Source organism: uncultured Alsobacter sp., from assembly GCF_945952055.1.
GTDB lineage: Bacteria > Pseudomonadota > Alphaproteobacteria > Rhizobiales > Beijerinckiaceae > Alsobacter.
In genome coordinates, this window is sequence record NZ_CAMFHB010000003.1 from 69,774 (window position 1) to 89,285 (window position 19,512).

At 70.3% G+C, this 19,512-nt stretch carries 16 protein-coding genes; 5 read left to right on the forward strand and 11 right to left on the reverse strand.

What is annotated here, in order from left to right; all coding sequences use genetic code 11:
- Positions 1 to 34: 34 nt before the first annotated feature.
- Positions 35 to 2,332, forward strand: a complete 2,298-nt coding sequence (locus Q0Q47_RS03175; protein WP_293854280.1) for a cytochrome c3 family protein — start codon at positions 35 to 37, stop codon at positions 2,330 to 2,332.
- 115 nt (positions 2,333 to 2,447) lie between these two features.
- Here the strand turns inward: Q0Q47_RS03175 and Q0Q47_RS03180 are convergent, their stop codons facing one another.
- From Q0Q47_RS03180 to Q0Q47_RS03215, 8 genes are all read right to left on the reverse strand, one after another.
- Positions 2,448 to 3,458: an AraC family transcriptional regulator gene (locus Q0Q47_RS03180; protein WP_293854283.1), complete on the reverse strand. Its 1,011-nt coding sequence runs from the start codon at positions 3,456 to 3,458 to the stop codon at positions 2,448 to 2,450.
- A 98-nt stretch (positions 3,459 to 3,556) separates the two neighbouring features.
- Positions 3,557 to 4,987 (reverse strand): arylsulfatase, encoded by a 1,431-nt coding sequence (locus Q0Q47_RS03185; RefSeq protein WP_293854286.1) that lies wholly within the window; start codon positions 4,985 to 4,987, stop codon positions 3,557 to 3,559.
- Positions 4,988 to 5,036: 49 nt separating this feature from the next.
- The gene (locus Q0Q47_RS03190; protein ID WP_293854289.1) at positions 5,037 to 5,846 is read right to left on the reverse strand and encodes a hypothetical protein; all 810 of its coding nucleotides are present in this window, start codon (positions 5,844 to 5,846) and stop codon (positions 5,037 to 5,039) included.
- Positions 5,847 to 5,871: 25 nt separating this feature from the next.
- The gene (locus tag Q0Q47_RS03195; RefSeq protein ID WP_293854293.1) at positions 5,872 to 6,243 is read right to left on the reverse strand and encodes a hypothetical protein; all 372 of its coding nucleotides are present in this window, start codon (positions 6,241 to 6,243) and stop codon (positions 5,872 to 5,874) included.
- A 117-nt stretch (positions 6,244 to 6,360) separates the two neighbouring features.
- Positions 6,361 to 7,137: an alpha/beta hydrolase gene (locus Q0Q47_RS03200; protein ID WP_293854295.1), complete on the reverse strand. Its 777-nt coding sequence runs from the start codon at positions 7,135 to 7,137 to the stop codon at positions 6,361 to 6,363.
- A gap of 148 nt (positions 7,138 to 7,285) precedes the next feature.
- Positions 7,286 to 8,803, reverse strand: coding sequence for an aldehyde dehydrogenase (gene adh / locus Q0Q47_RS03205; protein WP_293854298.1), 1,518 nt, complete (start codon positions 8,801 to 8,803; stop codon positions 7,286 to 7,288).
- 132 nt (positions 8,804 to 8,935) lie between these two features.
- Entirely contained in the window at positions 8,936 to 9,904 is a 969-nt protein-coding gene (locus tag Q0Q47_RS03210; protein ID WP_293854301.1) for a helix-turn-helix domain-containing protein, read from the reverse strand.
- Between the two features lie 146 nt (positions 9,905 to 10,050).
- Positions 10,051 to 10,674 carry a class I SAM-dependent methyltransferase gene (locus tag Q0Q47_RS03215; RefSeq protein ID WP_293854303.1) on the reverse strand — a complete coding sequence of 208 codons (624 nt, stop codon included), beginning with the start codon at positions 10,672 to 10,674 and terminating at the stop codon, positions 10,051 to 10,053.
- A 171-nt stretch (positions 10,675 to 10,845) separates the two neighbouring features.
- Here Q0Q47_RS03215 and Q0Q47_RS03220 point away from each other — a divergent pair, with 171 nt between their 5' ends.
- From Q0Q47_RS03220 to Q0Q47_RS03235, 4 genes are all read left to right on the forward strand, one after another.
- Positions 10,846 to 11,241, forward strand: a complete 396-nt coding sequence (locus Q0Q47_RS03220) for a carboxymuconolactone decarboxylase family protein (RefSeq protein WP_293854306.1) — start codon at positions 10,846 to 10,848, stop codon at positions 11,239 to 11,241.
- Between the two features lie 103 nt (positions 11,242 to 11,344).
- Complete coding sequence (locus Q0Q47_RS03225; RefSeq protein ID WP_293854310.1) at positions 11,345 to 12,190, forward strand: VOC family protein; 846 nt, start codon at positions 11,345 to 11,347, stop codon at positions 12,188 to 12,190.
- A 27-nt stretch (positions 12,191 to 12,217) separates the two neighbouring features.
- Positions 12,218 to 13,174: a glutathione S-transferase family protein gene (locus tag Q0Q47_RS03230; protein ID WP_293854313.1), complete on the forward strand. Its 957-nt coding sequence runs from the start codon at positions 12,218 to 12,220 to the stop codon at positions 13,172 to 13,174.
- Positions 13,175 to 13,236: 62 nt separating this feature from the next.
- Complete coding sequence (locus tag Q0Q47_RS03235) at positions 13,237 to 14,154, forward strand: LysR family transcriptional regulator (RefSeq protein WP_293854315.1); 918 nt, start codon at positions 13,237 to 13,239, stop codon at positions 14,152 to 14,154.
- A 197-nt stretch (positions 14,155 to 14,351) separates the two neighbouring features.
- Here the strand turns inward: Q0Q47_RS03235 and Q0Q47_RS03240 are convergent, their stop codons facing one another.
- Genes Q0Q47_RS03240 through Q0Q47_RS03250 form a run of 3 tightly spaced genes read right to left on the reverse strand, consistent with a single transcriptional unit; the run spans position 14,352 to position 19,494 of the window.
- The gene (locus Q0Q47_RS03240) at positions 14,352 to 16,052 is read right to left on the reverse strand and encodes a tetratricopeptide repeat protein (RefSeq protein ID WP_293854318.1); all 1,701 of its coding nucleotides are present in this window, start codon (positions 16,050 to 16,052) and stop codon (positions 14,352 to 14,354) included.
- Positions 16,031 to 17,173: a glycosyl hydrolase family 8 gene (locus Q0Q47_RS03245; protein ID WP_293854321.1), complete on the reverse strand. Its 1,143-nt coding sequence runs from the start codon at positions 17,171 to 17,173 to the stop codon at positions 16,031 to 16,033. Before Q0Q47_RS03245 ends, Q0Q47_RS03240 begins: the two co-directional genes overlap by 22 nt.
- Positions 17,170 to 19,494, reverse strand: coding sequence for a cellulose biosynthesis cyclic di-GMP-binding regulatory protein BcsB (locus Q0Q47_RS03250; RefSeq protein ID WP_293854323.1), 2,325 nt, complete (start codon positions 19,492 to 19,494; stop codon positions 17,170 to 17,172). The genes Q0Q47_RS03245 and Q0Q47_RS03250 overlap by 4 nt, the downstream gene beginning before the upstream one ends.
- Positions 19,495 to 19,512: the final 18 nt, after the last annotated feature.

The following is a 19,512-nucleotide window of genomic DNA, read 5'->3' on the forward strand; positions in this document are numbered from 1 at the left end:
GCTGGCCCGGCGTCGCGGTCGGTCTTTCATGCGCATGGCCTTGCTCCCGATCGCGGGGGCGTTCCTCAGTGCCCTTCTCGGGCTTGCTCTCCACGCCACGGTCGGCCAGTCGCAGGGACAGCCGGTGCCGGCCGTCGCCGCCGACCACGTCGGCAGTGCAACCTGCGCGGGATGCCACGCCGCGCAGGCCGCCGACTGGCGCTCGTCCCACCACGCGCATGCCATGGCGCCGGCCAGTGACGCGACGGTGCTGGGCGACTTCTCGGGCGCGTCGGTCGAGGCCGGCGGCAGCCGTGGGCGCTTCAGCCGGGAGGGTGGGCGCTTCGTCGTCGAGACGGAGGGCCGCGACGGCAAGCCGGCCGCCTTCACGGTGACCGACGTCCTCGGCCTCGCGCCCCTGCAGCAGTACCTCGTCCGGTTCCCGGACGGGCGTGTCCAGGTCCTGCCCTGGGCCTGGGACACGCGGCCGAAGGAGGCCGGCGGCCAGCGCTGGTTCCACGTCTACGGCGACGACCCGGTGCCTCCCTCCGATCCGCGTCACTGGACCCGGTTGCTCCAGGGGTGGAACCACATGTGCGCCGAGTGCCACGTCACGGCGATGGACAAGGGCTACGACGCCGCCACCGACACCTTCCGCAGCACCTGGACCGAGCCGGGGGTCGGCTGCGAGAGCTGCCACGGTGGCGGGGCGAAGCACGTCGCCTGGGCGCGTTTGGGCGGCGCGCCGGCCGACGCGACCAAGGGCTTCGCGGCCGTGGCCGGCCGCAGGGCCCCGGTCGACTGGACGCCGGATCCCCAGACCGGCAGCCCGAAGGCGTCGGTGGCGCGCCCCGCCGGCGACGAGGTGGAGACGTGCGCGCGCTGCCATGCGCGGCGGGGACCCATCGCGTCCACGTGGGCGCCGGGGCGGCCCCTGGCCGACTCCTATCGCCCGTCGCTCCTGACGCCCGATCTCTTCGAGGACGACGGGCAGATGCGCGACGAGGTGTTCAACGACCACGCCTTCAAGCAGAGCCTGATGTATGCCCGCGGCGTCGTGTGCAGCGATTGCCACGACCCTCATTCCGGCCGCCTGCGCGCGGCGGGCGCGTCGGTCTGCGGGCAGTGCCACGAGGCGGCACGCTTCGCCGACGTGCGGCACACGGGCCACAAGCCCGGCGCCGGCACGCCGGACTGCGTGTCCTGCCACATGCCGGTGCGCACCTACATGCAGGTCGATCGCCGGCACGATCACTCCTTCCGCATCCCGCGCCCGGACCTGTCGGTGACGCTCGGAACGCCGAACGCCTGCACCGACTGCCACGCCGACAAGGATGCCCGCTGGGCGGCCGACGCGGTGACGGGCTGGCATGGGCCGACCCGGCGGGGCCACCAGACCTATGCCGGGGCGTTCCACGCCACGCGCGTGGGCGATCCGGCCGCGCGCGACAGTCTTCAGGCCCTGGCCAACGATCCGGTCGTGCCGGCCGTGGCGCGCGCCACGGCGGTCGAGTTCCTGCGCGACTGGCCCTCGGCCGACACCGACGCGGCGCTCGTGCGCGCCCTGGCCGACCCCGACCCCCTCGTCAGGGCCACCGCGCTGCGCCAGCAGGACGGCCAGCCGCCGGAGGTTCGCTGGCGGCGGGCGTCCACCGCCCTGCGCGATCCGGTGCGCCTGGTCCGCATCGCGGCCGCCCTGCTGTTGGCCGACCGGCCCGCCTCGGGTCTGTCGTCGGAGGACGCCGCCGCGCTCGCCGCGGCCACGGCCGAACTCGAGACCTCGCTGCTGATCGAGGCGGACAGGCCCGATGCCCGCGTCGGCCTGGCGCAGCTCCGGATCCGGCAGGGGCGGCAGGCGGAGGCCGAGGCCGAGTACCGCGCCGCCCTTCGGCTCGAACCCGCCGCCGTGCCGGCCTCAGTCAATCTCTCCGACCTGCTGCGCCGCCTCGGTCGTGAGGCGGAGGCGCAGGACACGTTGCGCGACGGCCTCGCGCTGAGCCCCGACAGCGCGGCGCTGCACCACGCCCTCGGGCTGTCGCTCGTGCGCTCGCGCAGGACGGCCGAGGCCATCGAGAACCTGCGCCGCGCCGCCGAAGGCGAGCCGGGCAACGGACGCTACGCCTATGTGTACGGCGTGGCCCTGCAGACCATCGGGCGAGCCGAGGACGGGCTCGGGGTGATGCGGCGGGCGCTGGCCCGCAGCCCCTCCGATGCCAATCTCCTGACGGCGCTGCTGCAGGCGGCGCTTCGCGCCAATGACGGCGCGCAGGCGGCGCCCCTGGCCGAACGCCTTGCCCGCGTGCGGCCGGACGACCCCGAGATCGCCAGGCTGGCGGCACGGCTCAGGCGCTGACGCCGGTCGCGCCTTGAGCATGCTTCGTGTCGATGGAAACGGAGCCTGCTCCAGGTTCCCTGCTGGTCGCATGCTCGTCGCGAAAAGCCGGATGCCGCCTTTGCGCAGCGCGCCCTTAGGGCTCCAGGTCGCGCCAGGCGGACGGCGTCATGCCCGTCCAGCGCCGGAAGGCGCGGATGAAGTGGGCTGAGTCGGAATAGCCCAGCGACATGGCGACTTCCGTGACGGTGGCGGTGCCGTCGCGCATGCGCTCCATCGCCAGGTCCTTGCGGATGTCGTCGACGATTGCCTCGAAGGTGATGCCGGCCTCGTCCAGCCGGCGCTGCAGCGTCCGCTGGGCGACGCCGAGGACGCGGGCCGAGGCGGTGAGCGTCACGGGACCTTCGGCGAGGCGTGCCGTCACCAGCGCACGAAGCGTCTGCAGAAGTCTTTCCTCGCGCAGCCGGAACGCCATCAGCTCGCGCTCCGGCGTCTGCGGGCCGTCTTCGCCGGCGACCGAGGGCGGCACCACCACGCGCCGGCGCAGGACATCGGTGCCGAAGACCAGTCGGCTTTCCTCGCCCTCCCCGAAAACGACGGGAGCCCCGAAGTAGTCCTCGTAGTCCGCGCGGCGTCCGCGCAGCGCATGCGGGAAGACGACGCGCGCCGGCGACCAGTCGGAGCCGACGAGGGAGCGGATGAACTGCAGGTGGAAGGCGGCAGCACCCTCGCACAGGATGCGCGAGGTGCCCGCCGGCTCGCCATGGAAGTTCTGGGCCCAGACGGCCTCGCCGGACTCCATGCGCAGGCCGAGCCGGATATGGGTCTGCATGGCGGGCATCTGCCGCGCATGGGCATCGAGGCACTCCGCGATGGACCGCCCGGACGCGAGGGCCAGGCCGGCCTTTCCGAGGCGCGCCGGGATCGCCGACCGGCCCAGGCTGAGACCCACGTGAGCCTGGCCGAGGGCACGGGCCGCGGCCTCGAGGACCGCTGCGATCTGGGCACGGTAGACCACCGTTCCCGCCTGGGTTTCGGCTGCACTCATCCCGCCGGCGCTGAACACGGCGTCGGGACGAAGGCCTGCCTCGCCGAGATAGGCGGGCAGCATGTGCAGGATGGCGGCGCGGGCTACGGGGGTGGACATCGTTCTGCCCTTCGCGGCGACGCGGAGGAAATATATCGCCGGCCGCGAATGGTATCTGACACAGGCCGGGACTTCAACGAAGTCCCGGCCTGCCGCATTCAGTCACCGACTGTGAAGAACGAGTCGTCGTTGGGGAAGACGGGGGTCGGCAGTTCGCGTCCCATGTAGGACTTGAAAGTCTGCTGGAAGAACATCGACGGCTTCATCTCGTTGGCCAGCGTGTCGATGCGCTTGCGCAGGTCCGCGACGATCTGGGGATTGTCCGCTGCGACGTTCTGCGCTTCCGCCGGATCCTTCGCGACGTTGTAGAGCTCGAACTTGGCCGGCAGAGGCGCCTTCCAGTGCAGCTTCCAGTCGCCCTGGCGGACCGTGCCGCGGAACAGCTCGACGTTGTTGACAATCTCGTTGCGGGGCGAGGGCGCGCCCTCGCTGATCGTCTTCCACACGTCCATGCCGTCGAGCGGCTTGGTGCCGGCAAGATTGCCCCCGGCCCGCGCCACGAGCGTCGGCATCATGTCCACGACATGCATCATGCCATCGACCTTCTGCGCCTTGATCTTGCCCGGCCAGTTGGCGAACGCCATGGCGCGCGTGCCGCCTTCGTAGAGGCTGCCCTTGCCGTCCCGGAACGGGCCGTTGCTGGCGGGCGGTGCGCCCTTGGTGGCGATCTGGCCGGCGAACATGGCCGACTTCACGCCGCCGTTGTCGCTGTGGAAGACGATCAGCGTGTTGTCACGCATGCCCTTCTTCTTCAGCGCGTCGAGCACGGCCTTCACCTGGTCGTCCATGGCGCTGATCATGGCGGCATAGGTGCGACGGTTCTCGTCCGCGATGCCCTTGAACCGGTCGATGTACTCCTTCGGCGCCATCAGCGGCGTGTGGGGCGCCGTGAAGGCCAGGTACATGAACATCGGCCGCTTCGGATCGTGCTTCTCGATGTAGCGAACCGCGTCGCGCCCCAGGAGCGTCGTGACGTAGCCCGGCTCGTCGAGCTTCTTGTCGTTACGATACCAGTCGGTGATGCCGTCGATCTTGTGCGTGTTGTAGTCGATCTCGCCGATCAGGGCGCCGTACTGGTAGTCGAAGCCGCGCTGGCGCGGCCAGAGCTTGCGGTCGGCATGGCCGAGGTGCCACTTGCCAATGATGGCGGTGTCATAGCCGGCTTCCTTCAGGACCTGCGGCAGGAGCTTCTCGTCCTGCGGGATGCCGTAGGTCTGCTCGGGCAGGATCACGAAGCTCTGGAGGCCGTAGCGCAGCGGATAGCGCCCAGTCATCAGCGCCGCGCGAGTCGGCGTGCACATCGGCTGGACATAGAACTGCTCCAGCGTGGCGCCTTCGTTGGCGAGCTGGTCCAGCGTCGGCGTCTTGAGGTCCGGGCTGCGGAAACCGAGGTCGGCCCAGCCCAGGTCGTCGGCGAGGATGTAGAGGATGTTGGGCTTGGTGGCATCGGCTTGCGCCGAGGCCGGCCGCGGCGCGGCGACGAAGGCCGCGCATGCGGCCAGGGCCGCGATCTTCAGGATACGCATCATGGTAATCTTCCCCGAGGGATGCTGGGCGAATGACTGAACGGTGGTGGGGTCAGAACCGCGAGACGATGCCGAACATCGGCCCGTGCTGGAGCGCGTCGAAGACGAAGGTGCCGTTGCGGTAGTCGACCTTCATGGCGCGATAGCCGGCGAAGCCGGAGACGCTCTTCGTGAAGTTGTAGCCGAGCCCGCCGAAGACGTCCCACTCGTAGCGGGAGCCGCCGCCGCCGGCGAAGCCCATGAGCGTGGCGTAGAAGGACTCGTTGAAGTTCACCTTGACGCGGGCGCCGACCACGGCGTCCGCCCACTGTTCGCTCTCGCTGAGGACCAGCGTGGCAGGCAGCGTCTGGACGCGAAGCTTGGTGTTCACCGAGAAGCCGCGCACGCCGACGAACCCGTCGACCGAATAGGCTGGGTCGTCGACGATGCGGTAGCCCGCCGCGCCCAGCGCGATGGTCGAACCGCTTTCCACCGTGATGCGCGCCGGGAAACCGGCCGGGAAGAACGTCTTGTCGGGCGAGATCTTGCTGGCGATCAGGTCGAAGAACAGCAGGGCGCGGCCGTACTGCGCCTCGCCCGCCGCCATGATGCCGCCGTCGAGGTTCTTCACCACCTGGTCGAAGCCGATCGAGACGTTGGCGGCCGGCAGCGGCGGCAGGGTGCGCAGCCGTCCCTCCAGGCCGGTCGCCCAGAGATAGGCCGCCATCGTGAAGGTCCACTGCGGCCCCATCACGACAGGCGCGGGCGCCATGGCCGGGGCGCGGCTCGGCAGGTCGGCGGCGCGGGCCGGCGCGACCGCGGCGATGGCCGACAGGGCGGCCGCGGACAGGGGAAGCAGCAGGCGGGAGATCAGGCTTGGCATGGCGGTTCTGGCTCGACGGATGCGATTACTGGGTCGGGGGCACGCAATAGTTCCAGTAGCCCTTGGTCTTGGTGTTGTCGGACCAGAACCAGCAGAGCTCGGGAGACGGCGGTTTCGGCGCCACGGCCACCGCGCTGGCGACGATGATCGTGCCGATCGTCACGCCGGCGACCACGCGGCCCCAGTACCAGGGACGCGCCACGGGCACGGGCCGCACGGGCGCCACGACGACCGCGCGCCGCGGCGCGGGGCGCGTGTGCACCGCTGTCGCGCCGCCATACCTGTTGCGATGGACCACGGTGGCGGCGGAGGCGGAGGGAACCACCTCGGGCGCCAGGGCGATGAAGGCCGCGACGAGGGCGGCCCCGGAGAGAAGCGAGGTGGCAGGGGAGGACAAGAGCGGGCCTCTGAAGCGTGGCAGTGAGACTCGCGCCACGCTAGCGCCGGCCCCCTCGGGACGATTGCCATTTCACGCCAACCAATGCGTGAAATTGAACGTAGAAGTTGATCAAACTTAAGCTAGGCCACGCAGAAAGCCAATCAGCTCGGCAATGACGAGCTCCGGCTTCTCGCGGTGGGGGACATGGCCGCAATCCGCCAGGGTCACGGCCCGGGCCGGACCACCCGCCCGGGCGACGATCCGCTGCGGATGGGCCAGGGATCCATACTCGTCGCGGTCGCCGTGCAGCGCCAGCAGCGGGCACGACAGACGCCCCAGGTCTTCGTCCTGCGACCAGTCGGCGAAGTCGGGCGAGAGCCACGTCTGCGTCCAGGCCTCGAGCACGAAGCGCGCCTTGTCGCCGTGGTAGCGGGCGAGCCGCTCCATCTGGCCCGGCTCCGCGAAGGCCGCCTTGGCCTCCAAGATCCCCTGCAGCGTGCGATCCTCGACGAAGGCCTGGGACGCGATGGTGATCACGCCCTGGCAGAGCCCGCCGTGGCTTGCCGCCGTCGCCACCGCCATCGCCCCGCCGACGCTGTGTCCGAGCAGGACGAGCGGGCCGAGCCCCAGGGCCTCGCTCAAGGCCGGCACCGCGGTGCGAGCCTCCTCGCGGATGAAGTCCGGCCCGATCGGTCCCGGATGCGCGTCGGACCGCCCAAAGCCGAGCCGGTCATAGGCCACCACCCGCAGGGTGGTGGCGGCCGCGAGCCTTGCGGGGAAATCGCGCCACAGGTCCACGCAGCCGAGGGAGTCGTGGAAGAGGAGAATGGCCGGCGCGGGCGCGGCGGCGCCCCAGGACCGCGTGAACAGTCGTCCGCCCGGTGTCTCGACGTGGTGATCGGTGGTGTCCATGCCGCGGTGATTGGACGCTCGGACCACTGCCGTCAATCCGGCGCGTGATGCAAGCGCTCCCGTCCCAGCCTGACCGTCGAGACGTGGTCGTACGATGAGTGAGCTGGCGGACCGGGGCCCGGGCGTCGCCCGGACCCCCGCACGGCTCTTAGAAGAAGCCGAGCTTCTTCGGGGAGTAGCTGACCAGCATGTTCTTGGTCTGCTGATAGTGGTCGAGCATCATCTTGTGCGTCTCGCGCCCGATGCCGGATTGCTTGTAGCCGCCGAAGGCCGCGTGGGCCGGGTAGGCGTGGTAGCAGTTCGTCCAGACGCGACCGGCCTGGATGGAGCGTCCGAAGCGGTAGGCGCGGTTGCCGTCGCGGGTCCAGATGCCGGCGCCCAGCCCGTAGAGCGTGTCGTTGGCGATCGACAGGGCCTCCTCGTCGTCCCTGAAGGTGGTGACCGAGACGACCGGTCCGAAGATCTCCTCCTGGAAGATCCGCATCCGGTTATGACCCTTGAAGACGGTGGGCTGGACGTAGAAGCCGCCGGCGAGGTCACCCGGCAGTTCGGCGCGGCCGCCACCGATCAGCACCTCGGCGCCTTCCGCGCGGCCGATGTCGATGTAGGAGAGGATCTTGTCGAGCTGCTCGCCGGAGGCCTGCGCGCCGATCATCGTGGCGGGGTCGAGCGGGTCGCCCTGCACGATGGCGGCGACGCGCTTCAGCGCCTTCTCCATGAACCGGTCGTAGATGGCCTCGTGCACCAGCGCGCGGCTGGGACAGGTGCAGACCTCGCCCTGGTTGAGCGCGAACATCACGAAGCCCTCGATGGCCTTGTCGAGGAAGTCGTCGTCCTCGGCCGTGACGTCCCTGAAGAAGATGTTGGGCGACTTGCCGCCCAGTTCCAGCGTCACCGGGATGAGGTTCTGGCTGGCGTACTGCATGATCAGCCGGCCCGTGCCGGTCTCGCCGGTGAAGGCGATCTTGGCGATGCGGCCGCTGGAGGCGAGCGGCTTGCCGGCTTCCAGGCCGAAGCCGTTCACGACGTTGAGCACGCCCGGCGGCAGCAGGTCGCCGATCACCTCGAGCAGCACGTGGATCGAAGCCGGGGTCTGTTCGGCGGGCTTCAGCACCACGCAATTGCCGGCCGCCAGCGCAGGCGCGAGCTTCCACACGGCCATCAGGATCGGGAAGTTCCACGGGATGATCTGGCCGACGACGCCCAGGGGCTCGTGGAAATGGTAGGCGATGGTGTCGTGGTCGATTTCGGAGATGGCGCCCTCTTGCGACCTCACCGCGCCGGCGAAGTAGCGGAAGTGGTCGATGGCGAGCGGAATGTCGGCGGCCGTCGTCTCGCGGATCGGTTTGCCGTTGTCCCAGGTTTCGGCCAGCGCCAGGCGGTCGAGGTTGTCCTCTATCGCATCGGCGATGCGGTTGAGGATGAGGGCGCGCTCGGCGGCGCTGGTGCGACCCCACGCGTCCTTCGCGGCGTGAGCCGCGTCGAGGGCGGCCTCGACGTCGTCGGCGTCGGAGCGCGCGATCTCGCACAGGACCTGGCCGTTCACGGGCGAGGTGTTGTCGAAGTAGCGGCCGGCTTTCGGTGCGACCCACTTGCCGCCGATGTAGTTGCCGTAGCGCGGGGCGAAAGGCGCCTTGGTGGAGCGGAGCAGTTCGGGCTTGTTCATGCGATCCTCCCTCGGTCGACGCGTCGTGCGTCGGCAGCGACAGTCGGATCGGGAGGGCATCGTGTCAGCCCGGCCGCGGGCGGCCGGCGAGGGGACCTGTCGCACGGTTGAGACACTGTGCAGTGCAATAACTCAGCCGCGTCGATCCAGCGCGAGCTTGCTCATCTTGCGGTGGAGGGTGGCGCGCGAAACGCCGAGCTGCCGGGCCGCCGCCGAGACGTTGCCCCTGGCCCGGGACAGGGCCCGCTCCAGGATCACCTTCTCGGCGTGGCGGACCTCGTCGCTGTAGCGGTTCTCGTCGTCGCGGCCGTCGGCCAGGGCCAGCGGCGTCCCCACGAGGTTTCCCCGTCCCTTGAAGGCCTGGCGCGCCGCGCGGGTCGCGCCGACGACGATGTCGTCCTTGTCCGCGGCCAGAAGGCCGTTGGGCGACCATTCGGCGCCGCAGGCGAGGACGATGCGCGAGCCGGCGAAGGCCAGGCGGAAAGTCTCCGCCTCGATGCGCCGCGCCGCCTCTGCCACGGCCAGCGCCACCAGGTTGGTGACATCCTCGGTCTGGTCGGCCCGGCACGAAGACACGTCGAGCGCTCCGGCGAGGCGGCCCTCGTGGTCCCACACCGGCGCCGTGGTGCAGGACAGGAGGGTGTTGCGGGTGAAGAAGTGCTGGTGCCTGTGGATGGTCAGCGCCCGCTGCTCCACCAGGCAGGTGCCGATGCCGTTGGTGCCCTCGCTGTCCTCGCTCCACAGCGTGCCCGGCCAAAGCCCCCAGTCCTCGAAGGTCTCGTCGTCCGCCGCGGCCCCGCGTCGCTCCAGCGGCACGCCGTCCCGGTCGGCGAAGAGGACGCAGCACCCCATGCCGCCGACGGCCTGGTAGAGCCGGTCGAGGCTCGGGCGCGCGGCCCGCAGCAACGGCGCGCTCTGGTCCCGGGCTGCCTCCAGCCGCGCCTGTTCGAGGCGCTGCGGCGACCGGCGCTCGGTGGGATCGAGGCGGTGCAGGCGGGAGGAGCGCTGCCAGGACGCGACCAGGGCGGAACTCGCCGCCTCGCCGGAGCGGATCGCCGAATGGATCCGGTCGGCATGATGAGCGGTCTGCATCCTCGCCATGCGCACCTCCCGAGGCGGTGTTTCGCCCTGCGGGGTGCTTCGACCCCTTGGTCCGGCCGCGCCGACACGGGGGCCTGCCGGGCTGCTCGCATCACCGATAGCGCCCGATCGCGCCGGCCGTCATCCCCTTCCTTCGACGGGAGGTGTCAACGGCGGCGCAGGACCACGGCGAGCGAGGGGATCGTCCCGGCCTCCCCGGGCATGGACACGTAGGGCTCCGTCCGCTCCGCGACGGCGACCCCGGCGGCATCGGCGACGGCTTGCGCAAAGCCGCCGTCCCACAGGGTGGTCTTGATGGTCAGCACGATCGGGCCGCCTGCGCGAACGATCCGCACGAGTTCGGGCAGGCCCTCGGGACCCACGTGGCCAGTGGTGAAGACGCCGGTGGAGATCACGGCCGCGAAGTGGCCGTCGGGGAACGGCAGGGCGCCTCCCAGGGCGAGCCGGTGCAGGGCCGCATAGGCCCCCTTGCGGCGGGCGACGGCGAGCATGCCGTCCGACAGGTCGAGGCCCTCGACCGGGGAGAAGCCGAGAATGCCGAGCCAATCGCCGAGCAGACCCGTGCCGCACCCGGCATCGAGAACGGGGCCCGTGCCGCGCGGTGCGTGCCGCGCGAGGAGGGCGAGGCCGACCGAGGGATGGCGATAGCCGGCGCGCGCCATGTCGGCGTCGTAGGTCTCGGCCCAGCCGTCGTAGAGCGCCGCCACCTCGGCGGGCGCCTTCGCGTCGTAGACGGAGCCGAGCGGCCCTTCGTGATGTCCAGAAGCCATGCTGCGGCGCCTTTCGACCGATCCCCGGCGAAGCTTCCTCGGGATGCGGGCGGGGAGCAAGGACCTTCGCCACGGCAGGAGTGCTGTACCCGGGCGGGCCGCAGCGGCTATCGTTCGCGTCCCGCCGGTGCGCCGGCGGTCCTATGTCCCCGACAGTCAGCGAGAGCCGCGATGCCCAAGCCCGCTCCCATCGACCATGCCGACGCGTCCGACGCCGTGAAGGCGGTCTACGACGAGATCAAGCAGGCGAGGAACGTCCCCGACGTCAACAATTTCTGGAAGTACATCGCCAACGACGAAAGGACCCTGCGGCGCACCTGGGACAGCCTGCGCGAGGTGATGGCGCCCGGCGCCCTCGACCCTCTCGTGAAGGAACTCGTCTACCTGGCGGTCAGCGTCACCAACAATTGCGACTACTGCATCGCCAGCCACAGCGCCGCGGCGGCCAAGGCGGGCATGACGCCGGCCCAGTTCGGGGAGCTCATGGCCGTCGTGGGCATGGCGAACGAGACCAACCGGCTCGCGGCGGGCTACCGGATCCCGGTCGATCCGGCCTTCGACCGCTGACGATCCCTTCCAGAATGGAATCGGTGCATCCGCGGGCGAGGCTCTAATCGTCTCCACCGGATTGTGAGACAGAGAAGCGGACACGCTGCTTCGGAGATCTCCCATGGCCGATACCGGCACATCCCACGGCCCGCGCCACCTTGCCCTCGGGCGCGTGGTCCTGACGGTGAAGAACCTCGACGCGGTGCAGGCCTTCTACGAGCGCGCCGTGGGCCTGCACGTGCTGCGCCGCGACGGGGACCGCGTCGAGCTGGGCGTGGGCGACGCGGTGCTCCTCGAATTGCGGCGCGATGCGTCGGCCCGGGTCCGGTCGCCACGGGAAGCGGGGTTGTTCCACACAGCCTTCCTCCTGCCGAGCCGAGCCGATCTCGGTCGCTGGGTGAAGCACGCCGCCGCCACGCGAGCGCCTGTCGTCGGTGCGTCCGACCACGCCGTCAGCGAAGCGATCTACCTGTCTGATCCGGAAGGCAACGGCGTGGAAATCTATGTCGATCGCCCCGCCGCCACGTGGCGGCGCAACGGGCACGAGGTGGAGATGACCACCGAACAGCTCGACATCGACGATCTCGTCGCACAGGCGGGTGCCAGGGCCTGGGCTGGCTTTCCCGAGGGCTCGACCGTCGGCCACGTGCACCTGCAGGTGGGCGCCATTCCCCCGGCCGAGGCCTTCTATGCCGGCGTGCTCGGCTTCGACCTGACCTGCCGGTATCCGGGCGGAAGCTTCTACGCCTCCGACGGCTACCATCACCATCTGGCGACGAACGTCTGGAACAGCCGCGGGGCGGGCCCGCGCGAGCTGCCCTCCACCGGGCTCGCGGAGGTCGAGATCCGGGCCGACCGATCGCGGATCGAGGCCGTGCGCCAGCGGGCGACCGATGCCGCCGGTGACGGCGAACGGCTCGTGCTGCGCGACCCCTGGGGCACGTCCGTCGCCCTCGTGGCGCATTGAGCGCAGCCGGGCGAAGGAGCCAAGACCATGCTCGTGAACGGACGCTGGACGGCCGACTGGCAGCCCGTGCAGGCCACCGACGCCAAGGGCGGCTTCGTGCGGCAGGTGTCGAGCTTCCGCAACTGGATCACGCCGGACGGCTCGCCCGGCCTGACGGGCGAGGGCGGCTTCGCGGCCGAGGCGGGCCGCTACCACCTCTACGTCGCGCTGATCTGCCCGTGGGCGTCGCGTACGCTCATCGCCCGGGCGCTGAAGGGGCTCGAGCAGGCCGTGTCGGTGTCGGTCGTCGAGCCGGAGCTCTCCGAGCAGGGCTGGCGCTTCCCTGCCGCGGACGGGGATCTCGTGAACGGCGTGACCTTCATGCACGAGATCTACACGCGGGCCGACCCCCAGTTCACCGGGCGCGCGACCGTTCCCGTGCTGTGGGACAAGACGCGTCGCACGATCGTCAGCAACGAGTCGGCCGACATCGTGCGGATGTTCGACAGCGGCTTCGCGAGCCTCGCGGCGACCGACGTCGAACTGTGTCCCGACGACCTCCGCCAGGCCATCGACGCGCTGAACGACCACCTCTACGGGGGCTTGAACAACGGCGTCTACCGCGCGGGCTTCGCGACCACGCAGGTGGCCTACGAGGAAGCCTACGCCCAGGTCTTCGCGACGCTCGACGGGCTCGAGGCGCGGCTTGCGGCCGGAGGGCCCTTCCTCTTCGCCGACCGCTTCACGGAAACGGACATCCGCCTCTTCGTCACGCTGGTGCGCTTCGACGCCGCCTATTTCGGCCTGTTCAAGTGCAACCGGAAGCGCATCGCCGACTATCCCGCGCTGACGGCCTATCTGAGCCGTATCCTGGAGATCCCGCGGGTGCGCGGCACGGTCAGCATCGACCACATCAAGCGCGGCTACTACTCGATCAAGACGCTGAACCCGACCGGCATCGTCCCCCTCGGCCCCGAGCTCGCGTGGGACCGGCCCGAGCGCTGAAGCACCTTCCCTTTCGCCTTCGCAGCGGCCACCTTCGGCTCTCGTTGGTTTGGGACCCGCGCATGGACCGCCTCGATTGCGACCGCATGTTCGTCGCCGTGCTGGACACCGGCAGCTTTGCCGCCGCGGCTCGCCGGCTCGGCACGAGCAGCGGCCAGGCCTCGAAGCTCGTGGCCCGGCTGGAAGCCGACCTCGGCGTGCAACTGATCAAGCGCAGCACCCGGGCCCTGTCGCCGACCGAGGTCGGCGAGGCCTACTATCTGCGCGTGAAGGCCCTGCTCGAGGAGTTCGACGCCCTGGAGGCCTCCGTCCGGAATGCCTCGGGGGCACCCTCGGGACGGCTGCGGCTGACGGCGCCGGCCTCCTTCGGCACCTTGTGCCTGAACCCGATCCTCCTGGATTTCGCCCGCGCCTTTCCGCAGATCCAGCTCGACGTGAGCTACACCGACCGCCTGGTGAACCTCGTCGACGAGGGCTTCGATGCGGCGGTGCGCATCGGCCAGCCGGCCGACAGCAGCCTGATCGCGCGCCGGCTGTGCGAGGCCCGAATCGTCGCGGTGGCTGCTCCGGCCTACCTCGCCGAGCACGGGGAGCCGAGGACTCCAAGCGAGCTGTCCGCGCACGACTGCATCGTCGACACCAATTTCCGGGATCCGCACACGTGGTCGTTTCCTTCGACGGCCGCGCGGGACACCCCGGACGTGGTCGCCGTGGCCGGGCGCATGTCCTTCTCGAACGGAGAGGCCTGCCTGGCGGCCGCCGAGGCCGGCCTGGGGATCGCGCGCGTGCCGAGCTTCATCGCCGGTCCCAGCCTGCGGGCCGGTCGCGTGGTCCGTCTGCTGGCCCAAGTGGAGGAACCCCCGCTGAGCGTCTTCGCGCTCTATCCGCCGGCCCGGCATCTGGCCGTCAAGGTCCGCGCCCTGGTCGATTTCCTGGCCTCGGCCTGGCGCGACGGCCCGGAGTGGGACCGCGGCTGGTGACGGGGGGCAACGCGGGCTCTTGGCGATCAACGCTGTATTGGCGTTGCCGACAGTGTGCCGCCTCGCCGGTTGGTAGGCGGCCGGGCCGGCCACTATCGTCATGGTTGGGACACGACGCGCCTTCGGCCCGGCAGTGGAGAGCGGTCGAAGTCCTCGCAACCTGCCCCGACCTCACGCGTGACCCGCGGCGGCGGCTGTCAGTTCGAGCCGAATTGGGGCGGCAGCAGCTGGCGGCTCGCGTAGAACTTGCCGTACTGGGTGTCGCGGGTGGACTGCTTGCTGTCGAGATCCTCGAACAGAGCCTTCGCCTTCACGTACTGGCCGGACTGGTAGAGGGCCCAGGCGCGGACGATCGACAGGCCGCGATCCTCGGGGCGGGCTTGGCGGCGCTTGTCGAGCGCGGCCAGGGCGGCCTCGTACTGGCCGGCTTTGAAGTGTTCCAGCGCCTGCCTGCTGAGGGCGTTCGATGCGTTGTCGGCGGGTGCGGCGGGGGCGCTGCCGCGCGGCCTCGAGACGGTTTCGATGCGCTTCAGCGCCGCGACGGCCGGGAACTGCGGACCGTAGGAGGCGAGTGCCGCGCGGAACGTCGCGGCGTCCTTCAGGCGGTTCGCCGTGAGGGCGTAGCCGAGGGCATTCGCCTCCATCGGCTCCCAGTCGAGCGACTGCTTGAACCAACGCATCGCGTCGGCGAAGCGTGAGCCATTGTAGAGGTACCAGCCCAGGGCCTGTGCGCCGACCGCCGAGCGGCCGTCCATGACCACCGGTTCCAGGCGGGCGATGCGGTTCGGATCGATGTCGACCCGCGGCGAACGGGTGAGGTCCGTCGCCATGATCTCGATGTAGAGGCGCGCGATGGCGGGGTCGACCGCGCGGCGGTCGTAGGCCAGCCGCTCCGCGACGTCTATGTTGCCCATCGCCCGGTGACTGAGGATGAATCCTTCGATCGCCTTGGGCGACGTGACCATGCCCATGGCGGCTTCGAAATTGGTCACCGCCGCCGGCATCTCCTTGCGCGAATAGTGCAGCCAACCGGCCAGCATCACGTCCTCTGCCTGGCGGGCCTGCAGGGCCGACGCCTCGAAGGCGGCCAGGTCGGCGGCTGCCACGGCCGGACCGCCGTCGATCGCTCTTGCGATGCGCGAACGCAGGACGTTGCGGCGCACGGCTTCGAAGGACGACGCATCCTTGGCCTGCAGGCCGATGGTCAAAAGTTTCTCCGCCTGGTCGGGCGCGAGCAGGGTGGCCGCCTTCTCGACCGTGGCCGTCCGCTCCTTCGTGTCGGTGCAGCGCGACAGGATATAGCTGTAGAGCTCGAAGGCCTTGTCCGAGGCCCGGGTCTTCACCAGGGCCTCCCCGACGCGCCACAGCACGTCCATCTCGCCGCAAACGAGAATTCCCGGTTGGGCCGATGCGAGCGCGACCACCTGGACGGCGTTGCCGGCCTCCGACGCGGCGACGATCTCGCGCCGGCTCTTCGAGGCGGCGAACTTCGCGCTGAAGTCGGCGGAGGGGCGCCACTGCGGACGTGCCGCCTGGATCAGAGCGATCACGGACGGGATCTCGTCGAGCTTGCCCTGGCCGAACAGCGCCCAGAGCCGCTGTTCTTCGGCAGGGTCCGGCGTGGATTCGAAAAGATCCTGCGGCGGTGTCCAGTTCGGGTTCTCGTTGCGCAGCTTGCGGATCTCGGCCGCGACCCCGGCGATGTCGTTGCGCGCGGCGAGCGCGCGCAGGGTCGCCTCGTCCACTCGGCCGGCCAGGCCAGCCTGACCGGGTACCGACACGCTCGTCGTCCCAACGGGACGTCCTGCCGAAAGACCCGTCCATGCGTCCTGCGCCGAGGCCGGCAGGGTCAGGGCGGTGGCGGACAGGAGTGCAATCAGGAGGGTCTTGATAGGCATTGGGCGTATCCCTGCTGAGTGGCGGCGAGAGCCAGGATGTGGAGCGTGGTCGAGTAGTAGGTCTGGATGGGAACGGTGCGCAGCGAGGCCGGCATCGGCTGTCCGTCGAGCGCGCAGGACACGAGGGCGGCGACCGCGCGATAGCCGGCCCCTTCCATCGTGCTCACCGCCTCGCCGGTGGTCAGGTCGATCTCGAACGGCCCGAGCGAGCGTGCTTCGTTCCACAGCCCGGCGAACGGGCGCAGGGGCTCGGCGTCGCCGCGTGAAGCCCAGGCCAGATAGAGCGGAATGCGGATGGCGTTGTAGCCGAAGCGCGCCGGAAAGCCCTGTGCCGGCTTTGGCTCGGTCCCGGCCAGCGACAGCCAGTCGGGCGGCAGCCTGACCAGGCTGAACCGGGCCGCCTGCGCGAGCAGCAGGCCGCTGGCCCGCAACTCGGCCCACGGGACGTCCGGAGCAGTCCGGGCAAGCCGGTCGAACGCGGGGAACACCCAATACGACAGGTTGACCACGGGACCGTCGCTCTGGTCGCCGGCGCCGAAGCCCGTGGCGGCCGGCAGGATGACGGTGCCGCGCTGCCAGCGCGCCAGGGTCTTGCGGGCGACGGCGGAGACGATCTGTCTGGCGTCCTGCGCATAGTCGGCCGACTTCCACCGCTCAGCGGCCTCCGCCAGCGCCCAGGCGATCAGGATGTCTCCATCGGTCGCGTTGTTGGCGTCCGTGACGTGGGGACTGGCCCGCTCCTCCCAGCGCCAGGCCGCGAGCCCGTCGTTGCGGATGAACAGTTCACGCCGCGTCCAGGCCCAGATTTCATCGAAAGCCTCACGGTCGTCCGCGAGTGTCGCGATGAGCATGCCATAGCCTTGCCCCTCGCTGTGCGAGACCCGGTTGACGTCGTCTAGGACCCGCCCGTTGCGGACGAAGGCTGTCTTGTAGGCCGGCCACGCGCTCGTGAGCCAGGCATCGGGCACCGACGGTGCGGGGGCCTCCTGCGCAGCGGCCGCCTGAACGGGTGCGGGCGCGGAGGCCGCGACCTGTCCGTCCTTTCGGCCGGCCAGGTTGCCGGCCGTGAAGGCGAGCGCCGCGCCGGCCAAGACCGCCGCCGCGATCTTCAGCCTCGTCATGCCTTGACGCCCGCATGGCGCACGCAGGCCTGCAACGCTGCCGCCAGAAGCACCGCGAGGATTGCGAGAAGGCCGATGTAGACGGGGACGTTGCGCGACATCCAGCCCGCCACGATCAGCCGGGCATTGCCTGGCATCAGCTCCTCGGTCACGACGTAGTCGCGCGGTTCGGCGGCGAGCGAGCGCAAGGACGCCGTCGGCCTGTTGAACACGCCGGCCTGTCCGACCAGGTCCTGCCAAAGGTCCGCCGCCAGCATCTCGCGCAGGCTGGCCTCGATGAGCGCGTTCGTCGGTCCGGTGATCACGGTCGAGGACGCGATCTGCGGCAGCAGCTTCCAGCTCGTGTCGAGTCCCGTCCTGTCGGCGTCCTGGCTGATCAGCAGCGAACTCGCCGGCGTGAGCAGGCGGGATGGCGACGGCTTGTCCATCGCATTGGAGTAGCCCCGCAGTCCGGTCGCGGTGAGAGCCTGTTCGATGAGCCCGGAGGACGTCGCCGAGAACCGCGCGATGGTAGCGCCCGGCGCCATGAGCGGTCCCTCGCGTGGGCCCACCAGTTCGCCCGAGCCGGCCACGGGCAGGACGAACGAAGGCGCATCAGACGCCGTGACGGCAGCGGCGCGGGGCGCCGCGAGGCTGGCGAAGCGCATGGGTGTGCCGAGATCCGAAGACAGGCTCCACACCCGGTTCAGGTCGCCCGGCTCAACGCCTGCCGCCGACAACGTCGCTGCTGGCACGTCTCGGAAACCGCCGATCGTCAGAGGATGCGGCACGGATCCGTCGGGCTTCTGGTACTTCAGCGTGAGCGGCGAGATGCGGCCGGTGACGGACGTCATCTTGGCGACGAGCGCCACGGTGGACCGCGCGAGTTCCGCAGACGGCCTGGGCATGAACACCGTCAGCCGTCCTTCCGGCGAGACGGCCTGGAGCGCCCCGGCCAGGACGCCGGACAGGGATGGGAACGTCGCGATGCGGGCCAGGCGTGGCACCTCGAGTTCGCCGGTCTGCATCAGCAGCAGCCGCTCGCGGCTGGTGTTCTGCTGCGCGGCGAGACAGCGCGTCTCGCCCTCGTCGGTCGTCTCGGCCTCGATCTCGATCGCGTTGACGCCCGGCTTGAACGCGGTGAGGGGCAGATAGGCGGCGCGCTTGGAAAACACGTCCCCGCGGTGCCGGGCCAGGGGAAGGCTGCCGACCACCGTGCCGTTGACGCGCACGCTGATGGCGCTGGTCGAAGCGAGGTTCGCGGCATAGGCGCCGTCGAGCTTCATGATCATGCGACCGTAGTCGCCGGGCAGGAAGTCGGCGGGCATCTGCACCTTGACGCTCTGGCGCATGTAGCGACCGGAGAAGCGCACGGTTGAGAGGCCCAGGGCGGAGAGTGGCAGCGTCTCGCCACCGTCCAGCCGAACGCCGTTCGCCGCATCCAGCGCGCGCAAGCCAGCGGCGCTGCCGGTGGGGCGCAGGGCTGCGATCCGCTGCTCCAGGTTGGCGAGCGAGGCCTCCAGGTCGCGTTCGTTGGCGCCGGAGACGGTGAGCGTCACGCGGTCCGTGCGCAGGTCATGCGAGACGGCAAAGGGCTGGCGTGCGCCCTCGAGGCCCTGCACCACGACGAGGTCGATCCCGGGGTCGAGGCCGGGGTCGGGATTGATCTCGATGTCGGTCTTGTCGAAGCGGCCGGCGAGAACCGCGGCCTGGGCCATGCGCGCGAAGAGCGTCATCGTGGCGGCGTCGGCATCGGGCCGGGTGCGCAGACGCAGGCTGACACGGCCCGTCCGGGACACGGGCGTGGCGGCCAGCTCGCGGATGTCGCGGATCTCGCCCGGGCCTGAGGCGAATTGCAGTCCCGACTGTTCGGGCAGGATCTGGGTCCACAGTTCGTAGCTGCCGCTGCGCGAGCAATCGAGGCGGTGGGACTGGTCGACGCTGATGCGCACGGCGTTGAAGCCAGGTTCCAGAAGTCCACGCGGAACCTCGACGATCAGCGTCTCCGGCCTCTCCGTCGCCGTCAGCAGGCGCTCGCCGACAGGCACATCGTTGATGCTGATCCTGATCCGCGACAGCTCCGGCAGGACCGTGAGGGCATTCATGAAGCTCAGCTGCAGCGTGGCTGGCTGCGATGCATCGCGGGCCGACACGAAGACCGGCATGATGCGCGTATCGAGCTCGCCCCCGAGCCGGGACGCACGCAGCGGCAGAGGCAGGAGGCGAAGGGCGCCGGACGCCACCACCGTGGTCGGCGTCTGAGACTGGGCAGGCCCGGCAGAGGTCTGGAAGATCGCGGACAGGGCAAGCGCGACGAGAGCGGGCGTGAGGCGGCTGGTCATGGGGTCATCCGTTGATCG